Raw genomic sequence first — 24,048 nt, forward strand, 5'->3', positions numbered from 1 at the left:
GCGGAGGACCGGGCGCGGGGCCCGGTGCGACCGTGGGCGCATGGCACGCGAGGGGACCCGCCGGGCAGCGGGCGGGACGACGGGGCGATCACGCCGACCGCACGGGCAGCCCGCCACCGCACAGCTGACGTAGAGTCACCCGGGTGATCACGGGGGCGGGCACGCGGCTGCGGCGTGCGGTGGTGGCGCTGGTCGGGCGGCGGGCCCGGCTGCGCTGGGTGCACCTGGTGCTGGGCGGCGCGCTGCTGATGCCGTACTGGCTGCTGTCGGTGGTGATGCTCGGGGCGCTCAACCCCGCACAGGCGCCCGCCCGGCAGGCGCTGCTGCAGTTCCTCTCGCTGTTCACCTCGCTGCCGATGGCCGCCGTCACCGCGCTGGTGCCGACGGTCCGGGGCCTGGAGGGCACGGTCGCACGGACGCTGTGCACGGTCCCACGGGCGGAGGAGCTGGCCACCGGGCCCGCCCGCTCGTGGCAGGCCCGGTGGCGCACCGCGCTCTGGTTCGTGCTGCACCTGTTCTTCGGCGGGGTGGTCGCCGGGTTGACGCTGGCCGGGGCGCCGTTCGCGGTGGTGCTGATGTTCTCCTTCGGCGGCATCGAGCACTTCGCCGCGTTCTGGGAGAACCGCTTCCCCGGCTGGATGATCACCGGACCGCTGCTGGGCCTCGCCGTCCTGCTGCTGATCGTGCTCGCCAACGCCGGCTGCGGCGCGCTGCTCGCCCGCTGGGCACCCGCCCTGCTCGGCCCGACCCCGGAGGAGCGGCTGGCCGCCGCCGAGCGCCGGGCCACCGTGCTCGCCCAGCGCAACCGGCTGGCCCGGGAGCTGCACGACTCGGTCGGGCACGCGCTCAGCGCGGTCGGCATCCAGGCTTCGGCGGCCGCCCGGGTGCTGCGCGCCGACCCCGGCTTCGCCGCCGAGGCGCTGCAGGCGATCGAGGAAACCGCGCGGGCCGCCGTCGCCGAACTCGACGCCGTGCTCGGCCTGCTGCGCGAGGAGGACCCGGAGGCCGCCGGGCCGGCCGGGCCCACCCTCGCCGGACTGGACGACCTGCTGCGCCAACTCGCCCGCACCGGAGTGACGGTGGACGCCGAGCTGGCCCCAGGCCTGTCCGGCCTGGACGCCCGGGTCTCCCGCGAGGCGTACCGGATCGTGCAGGAGGGCCTGACCAATGTGCTGCGGCACGCCGGTCCGGCGCCGGCCGGGCTGCGGGTCGGGCTGACCGGGGGCCGGCTGGAGATCGAACTGACCAACCCGCTGGGCCCCGCCCGCCCGAGCCGCCCCGGCGGCGGGCGCGGGCTGCGCGGGATCGGGGAGCGTGCGACGGCCCTGCGCGGCGGCAGCACGGCGGGGCCGAGCGCGGACGGAACGACGTGGCGGCTGGCCGTCTGGCTGCCGGTGGGAGGGACTGCACGGTGAACGGTGGGGACGCGGTGAGCGAAGGAGACGGTGGGGACGGTGGGGACGCGGTGAACGGCCATGACGCGGTGAACGACGGGCACGGCCCGGACGGCCGCCCGGACGACATCCGCGTGGTGATCGCGGACGACGAACGGCTGGTCCGGATGGGCCTGCGGGTGGTGATCGACGCCGAGCCGGACCTCACCGTGGTCGGCGAGGCCGCCGACGGCGCCGAGGTCATCCCGCTGGTGCGCGGACTGCGGCCGGACGTGGTGCTGATGGACGTCCGGATGCCCGGCGTCAACGGGATCCGGGCCACCGAGCAGTTGGTCGGCGGAATGGCCGAGCCGCCGCGGATCCTGGTGGTCACCACCTTCGAGCACGACGACCACGTGTACGACGCGCTGCGCGCGGGCGCGGCCGGGTTCCTGCTGAAGCGGGCCCGGGCGGAGGAGATGGTGCAGGCGGTGCGGCTGGTCGCGCGCGGGGACTCGCTGCTCTTCCCGGCGGCCGTCCGCGAACTCGCGCTGCGCCACGGCACGGACCGCCGCCGGGAGGCCGCGGTCGACCGGGGCCCGATCGGGCGGCTGACCGAGCGGGAAGGGCAGGTGCTGCGGCTGATGGCCACCGGGCTCAACAACGGCGAGATCGCGGCGCGCCTGGTGGTGAGCCAGGAGACGGTGAAGACGCACGTCGGCAGCGTGCTCGCCAAGCTCGGCGCGCGGGACCGCACCCAGGCGGTCATCGCGGCGTACGAGTCGGGGTTCGTGTTGCCCGGCTGAGCGCCCACGGGCAGCCGCAGGGGCCCGGCGCGGCCCCGGGGCCACCGGGAGTCGCACACCGCCGGCCGGCGGCGGGCGTGCCGCAACGACACTGCGGCGCAAGGGAGTCGGTGCACTCGGCGTCGTCTTTCACCCGCCGTCAAAACGGTTTGCTGTCGATACTCCCAGGGACCGTTCCGCCGCCGCCCCGGGTACCTCCGAAGGAGGAATCGGCTGCGGCACGTCGGATGACGCCCGCTCGGCGGGGCGGGCCGTAGCGTCGGGAGCGGCGGCGGAGGGGTTCCGCGGGGGAGGCCGGGATTCGGCGGAGGCCGAGATGACACACGGGCCGGAAATCACGCACGGGCCGGAGATCACGCACGGGCCGGGATTGACGCGCGGACGGGGAACGACCCGCAGGAGGGTCGTCCGGGCGGCGGCCGCGGTGGTGGCACTCACGACGGCGGCGGGGCTGGCCGCCCCGGGGGTGGCCATGGCGCAGGGACGGCCCGGGAACGCGCTGGAGGGGTTCTGGCGCACGGACGGCTACGGCCTGGTGGTCGCGGTCTCCGGGAGCCGGCTGACCACCTACGACGTGACCGCGCACAGCTGCGTGCCCGGGTGGACGACCGGGACGCAGGCCGGGCCGGCCGGCCCGGACGGCACCGTCCGCTACACCGTGGGCACCGACGCGATGTCGCTCACCCCGAAGGGACGGAACCGGGCGGTCGACCACGAGGACAGCGGGGTCGGCACCAAGACGCTCCGACGCCTCGACGCCCTGCCGCCGCTGTGCACCCGCCCGGCGCCGAACGACCCGCTCGCGGTGTTCGACCGGTTCTGGGAGACCTTCGAGGAGAACTACCCCTTCTTCGCGGCCAAGGGCATCGACTGGCACGCCGTCCGGGACGAGCAGCGGCGCAGGATCACCCCGGCCACGACCGTCGATCAACTGCAGGACGTCCTCGTCGACATGCTCCGGCCGCTGGGCGACGCGCACACCGCGCTGGCCAGGGTGGTCGACGGACGGCCGAAACCGGTGTTCGACGGACAGCGTCCCGGTACCACGGAGCACACCCCGGAGCTGACCGAGCGGGCCCGGCAGGCCGTGGCCGCCCAGCTCACCGGCCCGGAGCAGCTGTTCGCCGGCGACCGGATCGGCGTCGGCCGCCTCCCCGACGGCATCGGCTACCTCCGGGTGAGCAGCTTCGGCAGGTACGCCGACGGCGGCTTCCAGGAGCAGGTGGCCGAGCTGGACCGGGCGCTGGACGCCCTGTCGGCCGCCCCGGGCCGGCTCTCCGGCCTGGTCATCGACGTGCGGCTGAACGGGGGCGGCTCGGACGCGCTCGGACTGCACATCGCGGCCCGGCTCACCGACCGCCCGTACCTCGCCTACCGGAAGGTGGCACGCGACGACCCGGCCGACCCGACGGCGTTCACCCGGCCCGATCCGGTCGTCGTGCGGCCCTCGGCGGGCCGGCACTTCACCGGGCCGGTGGCGGTGCTCACCTCCTCCATCTCGACCAGCGCGGCGGAGACCTTCACCCAGGCCCTGATGGGCCGCTCCCCGCACGTGCTCCGGATCGGCGAGAACACCCAGGGCGTCTTCTCCGACGTGCTGCTCAAGACGCTCTCGCCGGATCTGATGGTCGTCCTGCCGAACGAGAAGTACCTCACCCGGACCGGCGGCACCTTCGACGGACCGGGCATCCCGCCGGACATCCGGACGCCGGTGTTCACCCCCGACGAGCTGGCCGCGCTCAGGGACTCGGCCCTGAGCACGGCCCGCCGGGCGCTCACCGAGGACCCCGAGGACACCGCGAACACCGCGAACACCGCGGGCGACCAGGAACCGCAGCGGCAGCAGTAGCAGTAGCGGGAAAACGCCGGCCACCACGGCGAAGCGGTGCCCGCTACATCGGCCCCACCGCCCGCAGGTCCCCGTCCAGCTCCAGCCACCTGGTCACGCCCAGGCCGCGCAGGAACGGCAGGTCGTGGCTGGCCACGATCAGCGCGCCCTGGTAGGCGGCCAGCGCCTGGGTGAGCTGGCGGACGCTGGCGAGGTCCAGGTTGTTGGTCGGTTCGTCCAGCAGCAGCAGCTGCGGCGGCGGGTCGGCCAGCAGCAGGGCGGCCAGCGTCGCGCGGAACCGCTCGCCGCCGGAGAGCGTGGCGGCCGGCTGGTCGGCCCGGGCGCCGCGGATCAGGAAGCGGGCGAGCCGGGCGCGGATCGCGTTGTCCCCGGCGGCGGGGGCGAACCGCTTGACGTTCTCCGCGACGCTGAGCCCGTCGTCCAGCAGGTCGAGCCGCTGCGGGAGGTGCCGCAGCGGCACCGGGGTGGTGATCTCCCCGCCCAGCGGGGCGAGTTCGCCCGCGATGGTGCGCAGCAGGGTGGACTTCCCGGCCCCGTTGCGGCCGACCAGGGCGATCCGCTCGGGGCCGCGCAGGTCGAGGTCGGCGGTGCCGCCGTGCGGCAGCCGGACCTTCTGCAGGGTGAGTACGGTGCGCCCGGCCGGAACGGCGGTGCGCGGCAGGTCGATCCGGATCTCGGCGTCGTCGCGCACCGCCTCCTCGGCCGCGCCGAGCCGCGCCCTGGCCTCCTCCAGCCGCTCGGTGTGCATGCCCTGGATCCGCCCGGCGGTCTCCTGGCCCTTGCGCTTGAGCATTCCGGCGACGATGTGCGGGTCGTTGCGGGTGACCGAGCGCTTCTTGCCGTACGCGGCACTGCGGTCCAGCCGGCTCCGGGCCTCGACCAAGTCCCTTCTCTGGCGCTGGACATCGGCCTCGGCGTTGCGCAGCAGCCGCTCGGCGGTCTCCTGCTGGGCCGCGAGGGTGCGCTCGTAGTCCGCGAAGTTTCCGCCGTACCAGGTGACTTCGCCGTCCCGCAGGTCGGCGATCTGGTCGACGTGCCGCAGCAGCTCGCGGTCGTGGCTGACGATCAGCATCACGCCGTGCCAGCCGGCCACCGTCTCGTAGAGCCGCTCGCGGGCGGCCCGGTCGAGGTTGTTGGTGGGCTCGTCCAGCAGCAGGACGTCGGGGCGGGCCATCAGCAGGGCGGCCAGGCGCAGCAGCACCGCCTCGCCGCCGGAGAGTTCGCCGGTGGTGCGGTCGAGGCCGAGGCGGTGCAGGCCGAGCCGGTCGAGCGTGGCGCGGGCGCGCTCCTCGACGTCCCAGGCGTCGCCGACGGCGTCGAAGTGGCGCTGGTCGGTGTCGCCGGACTCGATCGCGTGCAGGGCCTCGCGGGCGGCCCGGACGCCGAGCGCCTCGTCCACCCGCAGGGCGGTGTCGAGCGTCAGGCCCTGTGGCAGGTAGCCGAGTTCGCCGGCGACCCGGACGGTGCCGCCGGTCGGGGTGAGGTCGCCGGCGATCAGCCGGAGCAGGGTGGACTTGCCCGCGCCGTTGAGCCCGATCAGGCCGGTGCGGCCGGGGCCGACGGCGAGGTGGAAGCCGTCCAGGACGGGCTTGCCGTCGGGCCACTCGAACGTGAGGTCGGTGCAGAGGACGGCGGTGGTGGGTGGTGCCACGGGGGCCTCCCGGGATGGTTGCCGAAGGGGTGGTGAGCAACGTGGGAGACACCGCTTGGTGCGGAACCGGTACGGCCGGAGGAGGACGAAGGGGTGGCGTCACACGGGGGATCGCCACGGGGCCGTGACTGAGGTCGCACACACACGCACCACGCGGCAACTGGGCCTGCACGGCGGGGCGGTGTCCCGGGACCTCAGTAGAGCAACGGCCTTCTCCTTGTCTGGCTGATGACGCGGACCACGCTAGGCACCCCGGGAGACGTGTGCAACCGGATTTCCGCGCGCCCCGGCGCCCTGGTCGCCCCCGAGGACTCCGGATCAGCCCCCGAGGGCCCCGGATCAGCCCCCGACGAAGGCCCCGTGCCGATCCCGTGCCGATCCCGTGACGGCTCCACCCGGGCCGGGGGCGGGTGTACGGAGATCCTCCGTCCGCATGGCAGACTCCTCACCTGCCATGCCTGCGGCCCTGCGGGGCCGTACCCGAGCGACGGGCCGCATGGCGGTAGTCAACAGGGGGAATTGAACAGATGTCACCGATATCCCGGTCGAGCCGTGCCGTCCTGGGCGCCTCCGTCGCCGCGCTGACCATGGTGGCCGCCACCGCGTGCGGACCGGACAACACCGACCCGGCCGGAGCCCAGACCACGGCGCCCACGGTCGCGGCCAGTGCCTCCGGCAAGCCGGGCGCGGCCCCGATCAAGCTCCCGACGGTCGAGGAGCTGAAGGCCTGGAAGCTCGACGACTGGGACAAGTGGGCCCAGGCGAACGTCATCACCCCGGCGGTCAAGGGCTACTGGACCCTGCAGAAGCTGCTGGACGCCAAGCCGAAGCCGCTGCCGCAGGCGCCCGCCCAGGACCCGACGCAGGCGCCCGCCCAGCCGACCGCGCAGCCCACCGGTGCCGCCCCGGCCCAGCCCACCGCCGCCCAGCCGCCGGCCGGCCCGGACCAGCTGCCCGCCGTGGTCCCGGCGAAGCCCGTGGCGCACCCGTTCCCGAAGAACACGCACGTCAACGGCAAGATCTTCTTCAAGGACGGCAACGAGGACTACGTGTGCTCCGGCACCGTCGTCTCCGACCCGGCCAACCCGGGCAAGAGCAACCTGGTGTGGACCGCGAGCCACTGCCTGCACGGCGGCAAGGGCAACAAGTACTACACCGACATCACCTTCGCCCCGGCGTTCAACAGCAACGGCGTGCTGAGCAACGGCAACAAGCAGAAGTCCAAGCTGGAGGACGCCGAGCCGTACGGCGAGTGGGGCGCGACCGCCGGCATGGTCTCGCCGCAGTGGACCGCCGAGGCCGACCCGGAGCACGGCGGCCCGTGGAGCCAGTACGACTTCGGCATCATCAAGGTCGCCAACCCCGACCCGAACGGCAAGTCGCTGGAGGAGACCGTCGGCGGCTCGGTGCCGCTGTGGTTCAACGCCCCGCGCGACCAGCTCGCCTCGGTCGCCAACTACGGCTTCCCGGAGGGCAAGCCCTTCGACGGCGTCGAGCTGGAGCACTGCGACGGCGGCAAGCCGTCCAAGAAGACCGGCGACCCGAGCCGCCCGGCGATGCTGCTGATCGGCTGCAACATGACCGGCGGCAGCAGCGGCGGCGGCTGGTACGCCACCAAGGACGGCAAGCCGGCCCTGGTCAGCGACACCTCGATCGGCAACGGCGCGAACACCTACGAGGCCGGTCCGTACCTGGAGGACGTGGCCCAGCACATGTTCGAGTACTTCTCGAAGAAGGCCAAGTGATCCACGGGGGATGATCCCCCACCGGTCCCGGGGGCCGCGGCCGTGACGGTCGCGGCCCCCGGGCCTTCCCCGTTCCGCGGTCCGGCGCCGGTCCCCCCGTACGGTCGTCGCCGGTCCCCACCCGCGGCCCCCCGCCGGTCCCCGACCGCTCGGCTTTTCCGGTGGCGGCCCCGCTCCTCCTACAATCGGCCCCATCATGAGCGCGACACTCGTAGTCAAGGACCTCAGCGCCGGCCACGGCGAACGCACCCTCTTCTCCGGCCTGGACCTGGTCATCGCCCCCGGCGACGTGATCGGCCTGGTCGGCGTGAACGGCGCCGGCAAGTCGACCCTGCTGCGGCTGCTGGCGGGCCTGGACACCCCCGAGGGCGGTTCGCTGCGGCTCAGCCCGGCCAGTGCCAACATCGGCCACCTCCCGCAGGAGCCGGAGCGCCGCGAGGGCGAGTCGGTGCGCGCCTTCCTGGCCCGCCGCACCGGCGTGGCCGCCGCCCAGGCCGAACTGGACGAGGCCACCGAGGGCCTGGTCGAGGGCCGGGCGGGCGCCGACGACGCGTACGCGACGAGCCTGGACCGCTGGCTGGACCTCGGCGGCGCCGACCTGGAGGAGCGCGCCGAGGAGGTCGCCGACTCGCTCGGGCTGAAGGTCTCGCTCGACCTGCCGATGACCGCGCTCTCCGGCGGCCAGGCCGCCCGGGCCGGCCTCGCCTCGCTGCTGCTCTCCCGCTACGACGTCTTCCTGCTGGACGAGCCCACCAACGACCTCGACCTGGACGGCCTGGAGCGGCTGGAGGCCTTCGTCAAGGGCCTGCGCGCCGGCACCGTGCTGATCAGCCACGACCGCGAGTTCCTGGCCCGCACCGTGACCAAGGTGCTGGAGCTGGACCTGCACCAGCAGCAGGTCAACCTGTACGGCGGCGGCTACGAGGCGTACCTGGAGGAGCGGGCGGTGGCCCGTCGGCACGCCCGCGAGGACTACGAGGAGTACGCCGACACCAGGTCCGGGCTGGAGGCCCGCGCCCGGATGCAGCGCGGCTGGATGGAGCACGGCGTGCGCAACGCCCGCCGCAAGTCCTCCGACAACGACAAGATGGGCCGCGCGATGCGCGCCGAGTCCACCGAGAAGCAGGCCTCCAAGGCCCGCCAGACCCAGCGGATGATCGAGCGGCTGGAGGTGGTCGAGGAGCCGCGCAAGGAGTGGGAGCTGCGGATGGAGATCGCCACCGCGCCGCGCTCCGGCTCGGTGGTCGCCACCCTGCGCGGGGCCGTCGCCCGGCGCGGCGACTTCGCCTTCGGCCCGGTGGACCTGCAGATCGACTGGGCCGACCGGGTCGCCATCACCGGCGCCAACGGCGCGGGCAAGTCCACGCTGCTGGCCGCCCTGCTCGGCCGGCTCGAACTCGACGGCGGCAACGCCTCGTTGGGCTCGGGCGTGGTGGTCGGCGAGGTGGACCAGGCACGCGGGCTGTTCCTCGGCGGGGAGCCGCTGGCGGAGGCCTTCGCCGCCGCCGTCCCGGAGCTCTCGCCGGAGGACGTGCGCACCCTGCTGGCCAAGTTCGGCCTCAAGGCGGTGCACGTGCTGCGCCCGGCCGGCACCCTCTCCCCCGGCGAGCGCACCCGGGCCGCGCTGGCGCTGCTGCAGGCCCGCGGGGTCAACCTGCTGGTGCTGGACGAGCCCACCAACCACCTGGACCTGCCCGCGATCGAGCAGCTGGAGTCCGCGCTCGGCTCGTACACCGGCACCCTGCTGCTGGTCACCCACGACCGGCGGATGCTGGACACCGTCGCGGTGAACCGGCGGATCGAGGTCCGGGACGGGCGGGTGCACGAGCTGTAGCCGTCGGCGCGGTCGGCCCCTCCCGGGATTGGTCTCTACCTCTTCCGGGAGGGGCCGTCATGTGCTGTGCTGTCCGCCATGGTTGACAGTGCAGAGAGCGCCGTGACGGGGACGTCCCACCCGACCGTCCCCCTCACCCCCATGACGGTCCCGGCCCACGAGGCCGAGGACCGCGGCAGGTCCTTCCACGCGGTGATGGCCCAGCGCCGCACCGTCCGCGACTACTCCACCCGCCCGATCCCGGACGGGGTGATCGAATGGGCGGTGCGGACCGCGGGCACCGCGCCCAGCGGCGCGCACGTCCAGCCCTGGCGGTTCGTGGTGATCACCGACCCGGAGCGCAAGCGGCGGCTGCGCGAGGCGGCGGAGGCCGAGGAGCGCGAGTTCTACGGCCACCGGGCGTCGGAGGAGTGGCTGGCCGCGCTCGCGCCGATCGGCACCGACTGGCGCAAGCCGTTCCTGGAGGACGCGCCGGCCGTGATCGTGGTGTTCGAGGTGCACAAGGGCCCCGACTCGCCTCGCCCGTACTACACCAAGGAGTCGGTGGGGATCGCGGTCGGGCTGCTGCTGGCCTCGCTGCACCAGGCCGGGCTGGCCACGCTGACCCACACGCCGAGCCCGATGAGGTTCCTCAACGAGGTGTGCGACCGCCCGGCCGAGGAGCGGGCGGCGTACGTGATCCCGGTCGGGTACCCGGCCGAGGGGGCGCGCGTGCCGGACCTGCGGCGCAAGGAGCTCGACGAGGTGCTGGTCCGGCTCTGACCCGCCTGCGGGAGGAGTTCGGGAAGGGTCCGGACCGGCTCCGGAGGGGGCCCGGATGGTGACAGGTCCGGGCCAAGGACATAATCGCCGCCATGAGCCATGCACAGCCACGGTCCTGTGACCCGGACCCGGCCGGCCGGGCGCGCGCCGCGGACCGGGCGCGGACAGCGGAACGAGCGCGGACAGCGGAACGAGCGGCGGGACCGACGGCGGCACCGGCACCGGCACGGACCGCCGGACGGACCGGGCCGGCCGGCCGGGCGCCGTCGGAGACGGAGGTCACCACCGGGCGGCCGCCCGAGCTGCTGCGGCTGCCCGGCGGCCTCTGGCTGCGCCGCCGCCGCAGCACCCACGCGGTGGCGCTGAACCTGGCCGTCCGCGCCAACCTGGAGCACCTGCGCCCCTGGCTGGAGTGGGCCGCCGAGGCCCCCACCCGGGCGCGGAGCGCCGAGCTGGCCCGGGCCGGCTCCGCCGCCTGGGAGGCCGGCACCGACTTCATGTACCTGGCCGGCCTGGACACCGAACCCGGCGACGTGATCGGCGCGTTCGGCCTGCACGGGCGGATCGGCCCGGGCGCGCTGGAGATCGGCTACTGGGTCGCCGCCGGGCACGTCGGCCGCGGCATCGCCACCACCGCGGCCGGGGCGCTGACCGAGGCCGCGCTGGCCCTGCCCGGGATCACCCGGGTCGAGATCCACTGCGACCGCGCGAACGCCGCCAGCGCAGCCGTCCCGCGCAAGCTCGGGTACCGGCTGGACCGGATCGCCGAGGTCGCCGTCCGGGCCCCGGGCGAGACCGGACGGCACCTGGTGTGGGTCCGGGAACGGTCCGGGGCGGACGACCGGGAACCGGCTCAGTAGCGCCCGCCGGTCGGCGCCGGCAGCCCGTCCAGCTCCGCCAGGTCGGCCGCCGAGAGCACGACCCCGGCCGCGCCCACGTTGTCCACCAGGTAGCGCGGCGTCCTGGTGCCCGGGATCGGGAAGACGTACCGGCCCTGCGCCAGCACCCAGGCCAGCGCCACCTGCGCGGGCGTGGCCCCGATCCGCTCGGCGACGTCCCGGACCGTCGCGACCAGCGCCAGGTTCGCCTTGAGCGCGTCCTGCTGGAAGCGCGGCAGCCGGCGGCGGAAGTCGTCGGCGGGCAGCTCGTCGAAGGAGGAGATGGCGCCGGTCAGGAAGCCCCGGCCGAGCGGCGAGAACGGCAACAGCGCGATGCCCTGCTCCTCGGTGTACGGCAGCACCTCGGCCAGTGCGTCCCGGGTCCACAGCGACAGCTCGTTCTGCACGGAGGCCACCGGGTGCACCGACTGCGCCCGCCGGATCTCCTCGACGGTCACCTCGGAGAGGCCGATGCTCCGGGCCTTGCCCGCCGCGACGACCTCGGCGAACGCGCCCCAGGTCTCCTCGATCGGGACCTCCGGGTCGACCCGGTGCAGCTGGTAGAGGTCGACGTGGTCGGTGCCCAGCCGGCGCAGGCTCTCGTCGATCGAGCGGCGCACGTGCTCCGGCCGGCCGTCGCGCTCCTGCTGACCGCCGCCGCCCGGGACGATGCCCACCTTGGTGGCCAGGAAGGCGCGCTCCCGGTACGGGCCGGCCAGCGCGGCGCCGACGACCTCCTCGTTGGTGTACGGGCCGTACATGTCGGCGGTGTCGATCAGGCCGACGCCGAGGTCCAGCGCCTGCCGGATCACCCGGACGGAATTCTCGTCGTCCCGGTTCCGCACGTCGTAGGCCCAGGTCATGCCCATGCAGCCGAGGCCGATGACACCGAGCTCCGGGCCGTTGGTACCGAACGGGGCGTTGCGCATGACGGTGCTCCCATCGTGGTGCCCGCGCGGTCCGCGCGGGGTCTCCGTGGTGGATCCCGGTGGTGGAATCCGTGGTGGTCGGTGATCAACGCCGCCAGCTTCCACCTTGGAGTGCACTCGAGGTCAAGTCCGTTCGACCTGACCGCCGGTCAGACCATCGGCCCGCGGCGGATCACCGCCGGCAGCGTCGCCCTGATCGGCGCCGGCTTCTGGCAGAACGCCGAGGGCGACCGGTCGGTGGACCTCAACGGCCGGAAACAGGCGGCACCATCGCGCGGACTTCCACCACCGTGCCCGGCACCACCTACTCGGTGACGTACGCGCCGGCGGGCAACCCCGAGGGCGGACCCGCCCTGCGGACCGGCCGGACGCTGATCGACGGCCGGCCCGTCCAGGACGTCACCTTCGACCTCACCGGCCGGACCAAGGCCGCGATGGGCTACGTGGGGCGGCAGTTCACCTTCGTCGCACAGAACTCCGCCACCACGCTGGGCTCCCAGCACGGTCGCGGGGGCGTACGGGCCGGTGATCGACGACGTGCGGGTCAAGGAGTGCGAGCCGTGCTGCGGCTGACCGTCCGCAGCCGCGCGCGGCCCCGCCTTAACCGTCCCTAAAACCTGCCCTCGGTGAGGCGCCAGGTGCCGGGAAGTGCTTGACGTGCACAGCTGGTCTAGTCCAGTTTGATGCTCAGCACCGCGCTCCCCCACACCGGACCACCCCAGGCCGCCGCCCGCCCCGCGTCTCCCCCCTCGCGGCGCGGGCGGCTCACCACGTCCCGAGAGGCACCCCCATGCCCAGCGCGCCCCAGCCCACCCCCACGCACCGCCGCCCCGCCCGCCGGACCACCCTGCTGAGCCTCGCCGCCGCCACCGCGCTGGCCGCCGGCGGCCTGGCCGTCCTCGCCGGGAACGCCGGCGCCGCCGACGGCAACCTGCTCGCCAACAGCGGCCTGGAGAGCGGCGCGCTCAGCCCCTGGAGCTGTTCCGCGGGCACCGGGAGCGTCGTCAACTCCGGCGCGCACAGCGGGACGTACGCCCTGAAGGGGGCGGTCAGCGCGAGCGACACCGCGCAGTGCGGCCAGACCGTCAGCGTCCAGCCCAACACCACCTACAGCCTCAGCGCCTGGGTGCAGGGCCAGTACGTCTACCTCGGCGCCACCGGCAGCGGCGTCACCGACCCGGCCACCTGGACCCCCGGCGGCGCCAACTGGCAGCAGCTGTCCACCAGTTTCACCACCGGACCGGCCACCACCAGCGTCACCGTGTACCTGCACGGCTGGTACGGGCAGGGCGGCTACCTCGCCGACGACATCACCCTGACCGGCCCCGGCGGGGGCCCCACCACCCCGCCGCCCACCTCGGCGACGCCGACCCCGACCGGCACCCCCACGGGCACTCCCACCGGCGGGCCGACCACCCCGCCGCCGAACGTCGCGCTCCCGGTCGCCCCCTACATCGACATGGGCGCCTGGCCCACGCCGTCCATGCCCGACCTGGCCAAGGCCGGCAACCTCAAGGGCTACACCATGGGCTTCGTCACCGGCGTCGGCTGCAAGGCCAGCTGGTTCAACGCCTACGACCCGCGCACCGGTTGGGCCAAGGACCAGATCGACGCGCTGCGCGCGGCCGGCGGCGACGTCAAGGTCTCCTTCGGCGGCGCCAGCGGCACCGAACTCGCCGCCGCCTGCACCTCGGTGGACTCGCTGTTCGCCGAGTACGACGCCGTGGTGAAGGCCTACGGGCTGCGCTACGTCGACTTCGACATCGAGGGCGCGGCGATCGCCGACACCGCCGCCAACGACCGCCGCTCCGCCGCGCTCGCCAAGCTGCAGCAGGCCCACCCCGGCCTCAAGGTCTCCTTCACCCTGCCGGTCCTGCCCGAGGGCCTGACCGCCGAGGGCGTCGCCATCGTCAAGTCCGCCCGCGACGCCGGAGTGACCACCGACCTGGTCAACATCATGGCGATGGACTACTACCGCAGCGGAACGGACTACGGCAACGCCGCCGTCCAGGCCGCCCAGTCGCTGTTCGGGCAGCTCAAGGCGCTCTACCCGGCGAAGACCGACGCCCAGCTGTGGGCCATGGTCGGCGTCACCCCGATGATCGGCGAGAACGACGACCACCAGGTCTACAACCAGGCCGCCGCCCAGCAGCTGGTGACCTTCGCCCAGCAGAACCACCTCGGCCTGCTCGCCTTCTGGGACGCCACCCGGGACGCCAACGCGTGCACCGGCGGCTCGCTCTCCAAGTGCACCAACATCCCCCAGCAGCCGTACGAGTTCGCGAAGCTCTTCGCCCAGTACACCGGCTGAGCCGGGGAACGCCCCGCGGGCCGCGGCCGGCGCGGCCCGCGGGGTGCCGGAGAAATTGGCATCTCATCGGCCCGGGCCGTCGGCTACTGTCCCACCCACCTGTACGGCACGAGGGGGCGGACATGACGGTCCGGGACGACCACGACCAGCTCAACACGATCCATCCGACCGGCGACGCCGCCGGTGCGGCGGGCATCACCACCGAGGAACTCGCCGCGTTCAGCCGCACCCTCGGCCGCCTGCGGGCACTCCCCTGGACCGACCGCACCCGGCTGCACGCCGAGCGGCAGATCGGCTCCTTCGTCATGGCGAGCCGCAAGCGCCGCCGCCAGGAGGCCCGGGCCGCCGTCCGGCAGGCCGACGCCGAACTGCTCGCCGCCACCGCGACCGGCGGCCGCGACCGCCGCGAGGACGCTCCGCTCCCGCCCGGGGGCGGGCCCGTCGGCGAGCTGCTGGTACCGCGCAAGTGCTACGTCTGCAAACAGGCCTACCGCCGGGTCGACGGCTTCTACCACATGCTCTGCCCGGACTGCTCGGCCGACAACACCGCGCGCCGGGCCCTGCGGACCGACCTGCGCGGGCGCCGCGCGCTGCTCACCGGCGGCCGCGTGAAGATCGGCTTCCAGCTCGCCCTGATGATGCTGCGCGACGGCGCCGAGCTGATCGTCACCAGCCGCTTCCCGCAGGACACCGTCCGGCGCTTCCGCGCCGCCGAGGGCAGCGAGCACTGGTGGGAGCGCCTCACCGTGATCGGCATCGACCTCCGCGACCCGCGCCAGGTCCTCGGCCTGACCGAGCGGTTGCGCGCGGACGGGCGCCCGCTCGACATCCTCGTCAACAACGCCGCCCAGACGCTGCGCCGCCCGCCCGAGTCGTACGCGCTGCTGGTCGCCGGCGAGCAGGACCCCCTGCCCGCCGCCGACCGCCGGGCGATCGGCCACGCCCCCGGCTTCCGGCCCCTCTCCGGCGATGCCCGACCGACGTCCGGCGCCGCGGCGTTGATCGGGCTGGGCAGCCCGGGCGAGCCGGTCCGCGGCACCGACGAGGCCGGGCTGCTGCCCGACCTCGCTCCCGTCAACTCCTGGTCCGCCACGCTCGGTTCGCTCGACCCGGCCGAAGTCCTGGAGACCCAGCTGGTCAACGCCCTGGCCCCGGCCCTGCTCTGCGACCGGCTGCTGCCCCTGCTGCTGGCCTCCCCGCGTCCCGCCCGCTACATCGTCAACGTCACGGCGGTGGAGGGCCGGTTCGCGGTCCGCAACAAGACCGCCCGGCACCCGCACACCAACATGGCGAAGGCCGCGCTCAACATGCTCACTCGCACCAGCGCCGCCGAACTCGCCACCCGGGGCGTGCACATGTGCGCCGTCGACACCGGCTGGATCACCGACGAGAACCCGGCGCCCAAGAAGGCCCACCTGGCCGAGCAGGGCTTCCGCACGCCGCTCGACATCGTGGACGGCGCGGCCCGGGTCTACGACCCGATCGTCCGGGGCGAGGCCGGGGACCCGGTGTCGGGGGTGTTCCTCAAGGACTACCGGGTGGCGCAGTGGTGACGGCCCGGGTGTCGTAGCAGCCGCACGGACGTTCACGCGGCGGAACGCCTCGCGGGCTCCCTGGTCGCGAGCACCTGGGGCGGCTGACCGCCCCCGCGCGAGAAGTCGGACCAGCCGACTTCTCGCGCGCGCCCCGGGTACGCGGCCGCCGGGGGGCGACGGCGGCGGCCGGAGGAGCGGGCGAGAGCCGGGAGGACCGGACCCCGGAGCCCGGCGGGCGAGGGGCCGATGAACGGCAGCCGCCACGGGCAGTGCGGCAGCAGGACGGACGGGAGGGCCCCGGCGAGCAGCGGAGCCCGGCGGGGAGGAAAGCCCAGGCCCGGCGGGAAGGAACGCTCAGGCCCGGCGCCAGGACTGGCGGGCCAGGGCCCGTGCCACCGGACCGACCGGCAGCCCGGCCACCGCGCCCAGCACGACCCCCTGCACGCCGTCCCAGACGTCCTGCACATCGCAGGTCCGCCCGATCACCGGCAGCGCGTAGTGCAGCACCGACACCGCGAACGGCAGGGCCGCCGCGGCGAGCAGCGCCACCGCCGCCCGCCGCCGGGTGCCCGCCAGGGCGGCCGCGAAGCCGACCGGGGCGTAGGTCGCCAGCTTGAGCTCGATGTGCCGGACGTGCAGCAGCTCGTACGGCGAGCGCGGCCGCCCGCCGGCCACGGTGCAGTGCCGGACGGCGTCCTCCGAGAGCCGGAACGCCTCCGGCAGCAGGGTCGCCACGACCACCCCGCCGAGCCCGAGCAGCAGCACGAAGCCCACCGCCCAGTGGGCCCGCAGCAGCCGTCCCACCTGCCGGTTCAGCAAGGCCGCGGGCGCCAGCGAGAGCAGCAGCCCGGGCCAGAACATCGGCATCCCGCCGAGCACCGCACTGATCACGCCTCAACGGACGCCGAGGACCCCCGCCCGGTTCTCGCCGGAGCGGGGGAATCGCCGCGGGGCGCCCCGGGCCGCCGGATCGCCGACCGAAGCACCGGCCGAAGCACCGGCCGGATCGCCGCACGGGCCGTTGGACGGCCCGTTGAACGACCCGGCCCTCCCAGCCCCCGGTCAGTGCGGGATCGAGGAGATCAGCTCCTGCGCACCCTGCCGCTTGAGCGCCAGGGCGACCGAGGTCCCCAGGTCCTCCGGGTCGAGCGCGCCCGCCCACTCGTGGGCGTCCAGCACGCGCTTGCCGTCCGGGGTGAAGACCCGGCCGCGCAGCGAGAGGCGGCCGTCCGGCTCGGCCTTGGCGTAGCCGGCGATCGGGCTGTTGCAGTGGCCCTGCAGCACGTGCAGGAACATCCGCTCGGCCGCCGCCTCGCGCCAGGTGTCCTGGTGGCCGAGCGTGGTGACCGCCTCGATGGTCGCGGTGTCGTCCTCGCGGCACTGCAGGACGAGGATCCCGGCGCCGATCGGCGGGCACATCGCCTCGACGCCGAGGACCTCGGTGATCCGCGCCTGCTCGCCGATCCGCTCCAGGCCGGAGACGGCGAGCAGCAGGGCGTCCACCGTCCCGGCTTCGAGCTTGGCGAGCCGGCTGTTGGCGTTGCCCCGGATCGGCACGCACTCCAGGTGCGGGTGGGAGGCGGCGAGTTGGGCGACGCGGCGGACGGAGGAGGTGCCGATCCGGGTGCCGGGCGGGAGTTCGGCGAGGGTCAGGCCGCCGGGGTGGACCAGGGCGTCGCGGATGTCGTCCCGGCGCAGGTAGGCGGCGAAGACGGTACCGGCGGGCAGCGGGCGGTCGGCGGGCACGTCCTTGAGGCAGTGCACGGCGACGTCGGCCTCTCCGGCGAGCAGCGCGGCGTCGACCTCCTTGGTGAACGCGCCCTTCCCGCCCAGGTGGGCGAGGTCTCCGGTCCAGCGGTCGCCCGAGGTGGTGACCGGCACCACCTCGGTGCGCAGAGCGGGGTGCAGGACGGCGAGTTCGGCGCGGACCCGCTCGACCTGGGCGAGCGCCATGGGCGAGGAGCGAGAGACGATGCGGATCAGCTCAGCGGTGGACATGGCGCGATGATAGGCCTTCACACAGCCTCGCTTGACGGTACGTCAGTCATGTGGCGCATAATGCCGCCTCACCTGTCCCCACCGCCGCCCCGTCTCCCCCTCCCCCTCCCCTTCCCCCGGACCCGCCTCACTCGTTGTGCAGCACCTCCGCGATCGGCAGCCGCGCCGCCGACCGCGCCGGGCCGAGCGCCCCGAGGACGGCGATCGCGACGCCCGCGAAGGCCAGCCCGGTGAGCGGCGGGGCGTCCCAGACGTCGATCAGCGACTCCGGGAAGACGATGCTCCCGACGTTCTCGACCAGCAGCCGGTGCACCAGGATGCCGGCCGGGACGCCGATGACCGCGCTGACCGCGCCCTGCCAGGCCACCGAGGTGATCGTCATCACCACCACCTGCCGGGGCGTCATCCCGATCGACTTGAGCATGCCGAGGTCCCGGCGGCGCTCCCGGATGGTGAGCAGCAGGGTGTTGAAGACGCCCAGCGCGGCGACCACCGACAGCAGCACCGTGAAGACCGTGGCGAAGCTGATGACCGCGACGATCGGACCGGCCGGGTCGGGTGCGAACACCGAGGGCGAGAGGCTCGGGTCGGCGGCCGAGACCGCCCGCTGGTAGGCCTCGGCGTCGGCGCCCTCGGCGAGCCTCACGTCGTACTCGACCGCGTGCGGGTCGTCGGTGAGCGCGGCCCTGGTGGCGTCGTTGGACGTGAACGCCCGGGCGTTGCCCTGGGCCTCCTCGCCGACGAGGGTGACGGTCAGGTGCCGGCCGTCCAGGTCCAGGGTGAGCCGGTCGCCGAGCTTGAGCCCGTGCTGCTTGAGGAAGGACGGCCCGGCCTCGATCTCGTTCGGCCCGGTCGCCGCGCGGCCCCTCACCGCCTGGAGCCGCTTGGAGTCGACGATGTCGTCGCCGCCGTAGAAGTCGGCGAAGGCCGGCTGGGGGTAGCCGACCAGCCCGACCTGGACCAGCTCGCGGACGGCGACCCGTTCGGCGCCCGGGGTGGCGCGCAGCATCGCCTCGGTCTGGGCCGGGGTGAGCCTGGGCTCGGTCTTGTCGCCCGTCATGTGGGCGGTCTGCACGTTGACGTGGGTGTGGCCGTCGGCGTGGTCCACCAGCCTGGTCAGGGTGGTGCTCAGGCCGGTCGTCACGGTCACGGTGAGCACGCCGAGCACGATCGCCGACATGGTCAGCGCGGTACGGGCGGGGCGGGCGAAGGGCTGCCCGAGGCCGAGGCTGACGGCGCGCGGCAGCCTGGTCCCGCTCAGCCGGCGCTGGATCTTCAGCCCGCGGCCGTTGCGCGGGGCGCTGCCGGCCGAGATGGCCTGGGCGGCGGAGAGCCGGTGGGCGCGCGAGGCCGGGATCAGCGCGGCGAGGAGGACCAGCAGCGGGACGCCGACCAGGGTGGCGGCGGGCAGCCAGCCGGCCGGCTCGATCACGGCGGTGCCGGTCGTGATCCCCGAGAAGGCGGACTGGAGGATCGGCTGCGACAGCACCCAGCCGGTCACCGTGCCGAGGACGGTGCCGACGACCGCGGGCACCGAGAGCATCGTCAGGTAGACGGTGACCACCTGGCGCGGGGTGAAGCCGATCGACTTCAGCACGCCGATGTGCCGGTATCCGGAGATCACCGCGCCGCTCACCACGTTCCCGACGATCAGTCCGGCGACCACCAGGCCGAGCACGCCGAAGACCGTCATCAGCGGCAGGTAGGCGTCGGCGCCCGCCGAGAAGGCCTGCTTCAGCACCAGGTACGACTGCACGTTGGCGAGCGCGCCCTCCGGCAGGCCCTCGGTGACCGTGTCCATGGCGGAGGTGAGCCGCTGCTCGCCGGAGGCGTCGGAGAACCGGTAGAGCATCTGCCGGCCGACGGGCCGCAGGGCTGCGGCCTGCTCGGGGGTGACCCAGCCGCCGGCGCTCTGGCTCATGCTGGTGGCGTAGCCGACGATGGTGAGCTGCCGGCCGCCGCCGATGGGGAGAGGAGCGTTCAGGAACCTCTCCGGGAAGCCCCCGAACGGCTCGTTGACGACCACCTCGCCGGGCTGCGTGGCCCAGCGGCCCCCCAGCAGTTGCACCCGGTCCACCGGCCCGGCCGGGTCGGACCGGCCCACCAGGGTCAGCGCTCCGGGCGGGCGGCCGACCCAGTCGGTCGGGATCTCCACCACGGCCTGGTCGAACGGCCCGGCGGCGGCCTCGACGCCCGGCCGGTGGGCGGTGGCGGCCAGCTGCTCGGCGGAGGCCCTGGCCGGGTCGAAGGCGGCGACGACGTGGGCGCCGCGCTGCTGGGCGAAGGCGTCGTCGAACGGTGCCCGAGCGGCGCTGATCACCGCGAGGGCGAGCAGCACGGTCGTGGTGGAGCAGAAGACGACCAGACCGATCACGACGGTCTGGACCCGGCGGCGCTTCACGGCCGCCCGCGAGGCCCGCCACACGGCGCCGGTCACGACGACGCCTCCAGCATCCGCTCGCGCGCCACCCGGCCGTCCGCGACCTCGACCAGCCGGCTGGCGCAGCGGGTGGCCAGGTTGTCGTCGTGGGTGACGATCAGCAGGGTCTGCCCGATCTGGTTGAGGTCGATCAGCAGGTCCATCACCTGCTCGCCGGAGCGGCTGTCCAGCGCGCCGGTGGGCTCGTCGGCGAGCAGCAGGGCCGGGCGGTTCATCAGGGCCCGGGCCACCGCGACCCGCTGGCGCTCGCCGCCGCTGAGCGCGGCCGGGTAGACGTCCTTGCGGTGCGCGACGCCGAGTTCGTCCAGCAGTTCCAGTGCGCGGCGGCGGGCCTGGCGGGCGGTGGTGCCGGTCAGTTGGGCGGCCAGGGCGACGTTGTCGAGGGCCGGGAGGTCGTCGATCAGGTTGAAGAACTGGAAGATCATGCCGATGTGCCGGCGGCGGAACAGTGCCAGCCCGGTCTCGTTCAGCCGCCCGAGGTCCTGCCCCTGCACCCGGACGGTGCCCGCGGTGGGCCGGTCCAGTCCGGCCACCATGTTCAGCAGGGTGGACTTGCCGCACCCGGAGGGGCCCATCACGGCGACCGCCTCGCCGGCCCGGATCCGCAGGTCGAGGCCGTCGAGGGCCTTGGTGTCGCCGAACTCCTTGTGGACCCCGGACAGCTCGACGACGACCTGCGCGTCGTCCGGCCGGGAGGTCCCGTCGTGGTCGTTGCTCATGGTGGACGACGGTAGGCGCGGGCGCCGGGCCGGCACGTCCCACCCGGGGTGTAACCGCGGACCACCGTAGTACCGGGGATGTAGCGGCCCGGCACCCCCGGATGATGTGGATCACGGTGTGACCTGCGAAGCTGACGCCGTGTGGGGAACGGGGATGGAGTGGGCCGCCGTCGCGGTGGCCGGGGCGGCGGTGGGTGCCGGCTGGCCGGCCGTGGCGCTGGCCCGGGCGCGGCGGCTGCACCGGGCGGCGATCGGCGAGCGCGGCTGGCTGCTGGAGCGGGAGCGGGAGAGCGCCGCCCGGACCGCCGTGGACGCCGAACGGGCCCGGATCGCCGCCGAGTTGCACGACATCGTCAGCCACAACGTGAGCCTGATGGTGGTCCAGGCGGGGGCGGCGCGCGAGGTGCTGGCGACCATGCCGGCGGAGGCCGCGGCGGCGATGGCCGCGGTCGAGGCCGCCGGGCGGGACGCGATGACCGAGCTGCGGCACCTGCTCGGCCTGCTCGCCCCCGCCGCGGACGGCGGCGAGGAGCCGGCCGGGGACGGGTTCGCGCCGCAGCCGAGCCTGGGCCGGCTGAGCCCGCTGATCGACCGGTTCGCCTTCGCCGGGCTGCCGGTCGAGGTCCGGATCTCCGGCGAGCCGAGGCCGCTGCCGGCCGGGATCGACGTGACGGCGTACCGGATCGTCCAGGAGGCGCTCACCAACGCGCTCAAGCACGGGACGGGGGTGACGGCGCAGGTGACGGTGCGGTACGCGGACCACTACCTGCGGGTCGAGGTGCTCAACAGCGGGCCCAGCGTGCTCTCCGGCGGACCTGCCCCCGCCCCCAGCGGCCCCGTCCCGGCGCCGCGCCCGCCCGACGGCGCCGGACGCGGGCTGATCGGCCTGCGCGAGCGCGTCGCCGTGTACGGCGGGGACCTGGACGCCCGGCGCCGGCTCGGCGGCGGCTACCGGGTCCGCGCCCGCATCCCGCTGGACCGGCCGTGACGGACGTCGTGGAGGAGCGCCCCGTGGTGGAAGAGGAGCAGGACCGGGAGCGCCGCCCCCGGGTGGTGATCGCCGACGACCAGGAACTGGTCCGCACCGGCTTCCGGATGATCCTGACCGCGCGCGGCATCGACGTCGTCGCCGAGGCCGGGGACGGCGCCGAGGCGGTGGCCGCCGCCGTCCTGCACCGGCCGGACGTCGCCCTGCTCGACATCCGGATGCCCGGCACGGACGGGCTGGAGGCGGCCCGCCGCATCCTCGCCCAGGTGCCCGGCTGCCGGGTGATCATGCTGACCACCTTCGACCTGGACCACTACGTCTACGCCGCCCTGTCCGCCGGGGCCAGCGGCTTCCTGCTGAAGGACGTCACCTCCGCCCACCTCGCCGCCGCCGTGCGGCTGGTGGCCACCGGGGACGCCCTGCTCGCGCCCTCGATCACCCGGCGCCTGGTCGAGCGCTTCGCGGCAGGCGCCCCGCGCCCGGCCCCCGGCGCCGACGGCCCGCCGCTGCACCGCGACCTGGCCCCGCTCACCCCGCGCGAGGCGGAGGTGCTCGCCCTGCTCGGACGCGGGCTGTCCAACACCGAGTTGGCGCGCGAACTCACCCTCAGCGAGTCGACGGTGAAGACGCACGTGGCGCGGATCTTCGCCAAGCTGAACCTGCGCGACCGGGCGCAGGCGGTGGTCCTCGCCTACGAGACCGGGCTGGTCGCTCCCGGCGGCGGGGTCTGATCTCCAACTCACTTCATAGAACCGATAGTTCGCATGACAATCAGCCATCTCACTCATTAGAGCTAACTCCCTGTCGAATCCGCCTTTTTGCCAGTTCATGGGGGAACATCTGCATGTCCGCGCCCGAACGGAAGAAGCACCTCGGGCCGCATCACCCGGCATGACGAAGACCATTGGACGGGCCCGTGACGACCACTCCCCCCGTGTGGGACTGCCCCTTCCACCACACCGACGGCCTGGAGTTCGATCCCCTCCTCAAGCGGCTGCTCACCGAGGCCCCGGTCGCCCGGATCCGGCTGCCGCACGGCGAGGGCGAGGCCTGGCTGGCCACCCGTTACGAGGACGTCCGGGTGGTCACCACCGATCGCCGGTTCAGCCGCGCCGCGGGCATCGGCCGCGACCTGCCGCGGATGACGCCCGCCCCGATCGCCCAGTCCGAGGCGATCAACCTGATGGACCCGCCCGCCCACAACCGGCTGCGCCGCCTGGTCGCCCAGGGCTTCACCAACCGCCAGGTCGAGCGGATGCGTCCGGCCACCCAGCGGACCGTCGACGGCTACTACGACGAGATGGCGGAACACGGCTCCCCCGCCGACCTGATGCACTTCCTGGCCGGCCGGCTCCCGCTCACCACCATCTGCGAGCTGCTGGACATCCCCGAGCAGGACCGTGCCGAACTGCGCGGCCACGCCGTCGCGATGATGCGGATGGGCCCGGGCAGCCGGGACGGCCAGGAGGCCGCCAAGACCGCCCTGCGCGCCTACTTCGGCGAGCTGACCGCGGCCCGCCGCGCCGCGCCCGGCGAGGACCTGATCAGCGCCCTCGCCACCGCCCGCGACGGCGACGAACTGCTGGACGCCGACGAACTGACGGTCATGGCGATGGTCCTGCTGGTCACCGGCCACGACACCAGCACCTACCAGCTCGGCAACATCACCTACACCCTGCTCACCCACCCCGAGCAGCTCGCCAAGCTCCGCGCCCAGCCGGGCCTGCTGCCGAACGCGCTGGAGGAGCTGCTGCGCTTCATCCCGTTCCGCCAGGGCGTCGGCATCGCCCGGGTCGCCACCGAGGACGTCGAGCTGGGCGGGGTGCAGATCCGGGCCGGCGACGCGGTGCACGTCTCCTACCTGACCGCCAACCGCGACCCGGCGGTGTACGAGCGCCCCGACGAGCTGGACCTCGACCGCGGCGCGCCCACCCACATGGCCTTCGGGTACGGCCAGCACCACTGCCTCGGCTCGCACCTGGCCCGGATGGAGCTGCAGGTCGCCATCGGCACCCTGCTGCGGCGCTTCCCCGGCCTGCGGCTGGCCGTCGCCCCGGCCGAACTCGACTGGGACTCCGGCTCGATCTGGCGCTTCCCGCGCACCCTGCCGGTGGCCTGGTAACCGCCGCTCCGCCGCGCGCCGCCGGCCACCCGGCCACCGGCCGCCCGTGGCCGCGCGCCGCCCGTACCGTTCCACGCATCCGCCGGCCTGCCCCCAGGCCCCCCAGGG

General features: G+C 74.4%; 19 protein-coding genes. 13 read left to right on the forward strand and 6 right to left on the reverse strand.

Annotation, left to right across the window (positions count from 1 at the left end):
- The first annotated feature begins 143 nt into the window (after positions 1-143).
- From AB0Q99_RS24140 to AB0Q99_RS24150, 3 genes are all read left to right on the forward strand, one after another.
- Positions 144-1,415 carry a histidine kinase gene (locus AB0Q99_RS24140; RefSeq protein ID WP_363575048.1) on the forward strand — a complete coding sequence of 424 codons (1,272 nt, stop codon included), beginning with the start codon at positions 144-146 and terminating at the stop codon, positions 1,413-1,415.
- Positions 1,416-1,465: 50 nt separating this feature from the next.
- The gene (locus tag AB0Q99_RS24145; protein WP_363575136.1) at positions 1,466-2,179 is read left to right on the forward strand and encodes a response regulator transcription factor; all 714 of its coding nucleotides are present in this window, start codon (positions 1,466-1,468) and stop codon (positions 2,177-2,179) included.
- Between the two features lie 427 nt (positions 2,180-2,606).
- On the forward strand, positions 2,607-4,028 hold the full coding sequence (locus tag AB0Q99_RS24150) for a S41 family peptidase (protein ID WP_363575050.1): 1,422 nt from the start codon (positions 2,607-2,609) through the stop codon (positions 4,026-4,028).
- A gap of 43 nt (positions 4,029-4,071) precedes the next feature.
- Here the strand turns inward: AB0Q99_RS24150 and AB0Q99_RS24155 are convergent, their stop codons facing one another.
- Positions 4,072-5,679: an ABC-F family ATP-binding cassette domain-containing protein gene (locus AB0Q99_RS24155; RefSeq protein ID WP_363575052.1), complete on the reverse strand. Its 1,608-nt coding sequence runs from the start codon at positions 5,677-5,679 to the stop codon at positions 4,072-4,074.
- A gap of 527 nt (positions 5,680-6,206) precedes the next feature.
- On the opposite strand from AB0Q99_RS24155, the gene AB0Q99_RS24160 reads away from it, so the two are divergent.
- From AB0Q99_RS24160 to AB0Q99_RS24175, 4 genes are all read left to right on the forward strand, one after another.
- The gene (locus tag AB0Q99_RS24160) at positions 6,207-7,424 is read left to right on the forward strand and encodes a hypothetical protein (protein WP_363575054.1); all 1,218 of its coding nucleotides are present in this window, start codon (positions 6,207-6,209) and stop codon (positions 7,422-7,424) included.
- A gap of 196 nt (positions 7,425-7,620) precedes the next feature.
- The gene (locus AB0Q99_RS24165; protein ID WP_363575056.1) at positions 7,621-9,258 is read left to right on the forward strand and encodes an ABC-F family ATP-binding cassette domain-containing protein; all 1,638 of its coding nucleotides are present in this window, start codon (positions 7,621-7,623) and stop codon (positions 9,256-9,258) included.
- A gap of 78 nt (positions 9,259-9,336) precedes the next feature.
- Positions 9,337-10,020, forward strand: coding sequence for a nitroreductase family protein (locus tag AB0Q99_RS24170; protein WP_363575058.1), 684 nt, complete (start codon positions 9,337-9,339; stop codon positions 10,018-10,020).
- A 92-nt stretch (positions 10,021-10,112) separates the two neighbouring features.
- A complete protein-coding gene (locus AB0Q99_RS24175; protein WP_363575059.1) occupies positions 10,113-10,880 on the forward strand; it encodes a GNAT family N-acetyltransferase in 768 nt (255 codons plus the stop codon).
- Here the strand turns inward: AB0Q99_RS24175 and AB0Q99_RS24180 are convergent.
- Positions 10,874-11,827 (reverse strand): aldo/keto reductase, encoded by a 954-nt coding sequence (locus AB0Q99_RS24180; RefSeq protein WP_363575061.1) that lies wholly within the window; start codon positions 11,825-11,827, stop codon positions 10,874-10,876. The two genes, AB0Q99_RS24175 and AB0Q99_RS24180, sit on opposite strands and share 7 nt — an antisense overlap.
- A gap of 290 nt (positions 11,828-12,117) precedes the next feature.
- On the opposite strand from AB0Q99_RS24180, the gene AB0Q99_RS24185 reads away from it, so the two are divergent.
- From AB0Q99_RS24185 to AB0Q99_RS24195, 3 genes are all read left to right on the forward strand, one after another.
- Positions 12,118-12,441: a hypothetical protein gene (locus tag AB0Q99_RS24185; protein ID WP_363575063.1), complete on the forward strand. Its 324-nt coding sequence runs from the start codon at positions 12,118-12,120 to the stop codon at positions 12,439-12,441.
- A gap of 176 nt (positions 12,442-12,617) precedes the next feature.
- Positions 12,618-14,138 (forward strand): carbohydrate binding domain-containing protein, encoded by a 1,521-nt coding sequence (locus AB0Q99_RS24190; protein ID WP_363575064.1) that lies wholly within the window; start codon positions 12,618-12,620, stop codon positions 14,136-14,138.
- A 122-nt stretch (positions 14,139-14,260) separates the two neighbouring features.
- On the forward strand, positions 14,261-15,691 hold the full coding sequence (locus AB0Q99_RS24195; RefSeq protein WP_363575066.1) for an SDR family NAD(P)-dependent oxidoreductase: 1,431 nt from the start codon (positions 14,261-14,263) through the stop codon (positions 15,689-15,691).
- Positions 15,692-16,027: 336 nt separating this feature from the next.
- On the opposite strand, the gene AB0Q99_RS24200 is transcribed toward AB0Q99_RS24195, so the two are convergent.
- The 4 genes from AB0Q99_RS24200 to AB0Q99_RS24215 all read right to left on the reverse strand — a co-directional run bounded on the left by AB0Q99_RS24200 (position 16,028) and on the right by AB0Q99_RS24215 (position 20,830).
- The gene (locus AB0Q99_RS24200) at positions 16,028-16,564 is read right to left on the reverse strand and encodes a hypothetical protein (RefSeq protein WP_363575068.1); all 537 of its coding nucleotides are present in this window, start codon (positions 16,562-16,564) and stop codon (positions 16,028-16,030) included.
- Positions 16,565-16,735: 171 nt separating this feature from the next.
- Positions 16,736-17,671 carry a hydroxymethylbilane synthase gene (gene hemC / locus AB0Q99_RS24205; protein ID WP_363575069.1) on the reverse strand — a complete coding sequence of 312 codons (936 nt, stop codon included), beginning with the start codon at positions 17,669-17,671 and terminating at the stop codon, positions 16,736-16,738.
- Positions 17,672-17,798: 127 nt separating this feature from the next.
- A complete protein-coding gene (locus AB0Q99_RS24210; RefSeq protein WP_363575071.1) occupies positions 17,799-20,108 on the reverse strand; it encodes an ABC transporter permease in 2,310 nt (769 codons plus the stop codon).
- On the reverse strand, positions 20,105-20,830 hold the full coding sequence (locus AB0Q99_RS24215; protein ID WP_363575073.1) for an ABC transporter ATP-binding protein: 726 nt from the start codon (positions 20,828-20,830) through the stop codon (positions 20,105-20,107). The genes AB0Q99_RS24210 and AB0Q99_RS24215 overlap by 4 nt, the downstream gene beginning before the upstream one ends.
- Before the next feature lie 118 nt (positions 20,831-20,948).
- Between AB0Q99_RS24215 and AB0Q99_RS24220 the strand changes: the two genes are divergently transcribed.
- From AB0Q99_RS24220 to AB0Q99_RS24230, 3 genes are all read left to right on the forward strand, one after another.
- The gene (locus AB0Q99_RS24220; RefSeq protein WP_363575075.1) at positions 20,949-21,818 is read left to right on the forward strand and encodes a histidine kinase; all 870 of its coding nucleotides are present in this window, start codon (positions 20,949-20,951) and stop codon (positions 21,816-21,818) included.
- 26 nt (positions 21,819-21,844) lie between these two features.
- On the forward strand, positions 21,845-22,549 hold the full coding sequence (locus tag AB0Q99_RS24225; protein ID WP_363575138.1) for a response regulator transcription factor: 705 nt from the start codon (positions 21,845-21,847) through the stop codon (positions 22,547-22,549).
- A 185-nt stretch (positions 22,550-22,734) separates the two neighbouring features.
- On the forward strand, positions 22,735-23,940 hold the full coding sequence (locus tag AB0Q99_RS24230) for a cytochrome P450 (RefSeq protein ID WP_363575077.1): 1,206 nt from the start codon (positions 22,735-22,737) through the stop codon (positions 23,938-23,940).
- Positions 23,941-24,048 lie beyond the last annotated feature (108 nt).

Origin of the sequence: Kitasatospora sp. NPDC086791, from assembly GCF_040685975.1 — a bacterium.
Taxonomy (GTDB): domain Bacteria; phylum Actinomycetota; class Actinomycetes; order Streptomycetales; family Streptomycetaceae; genus Kitasatospora.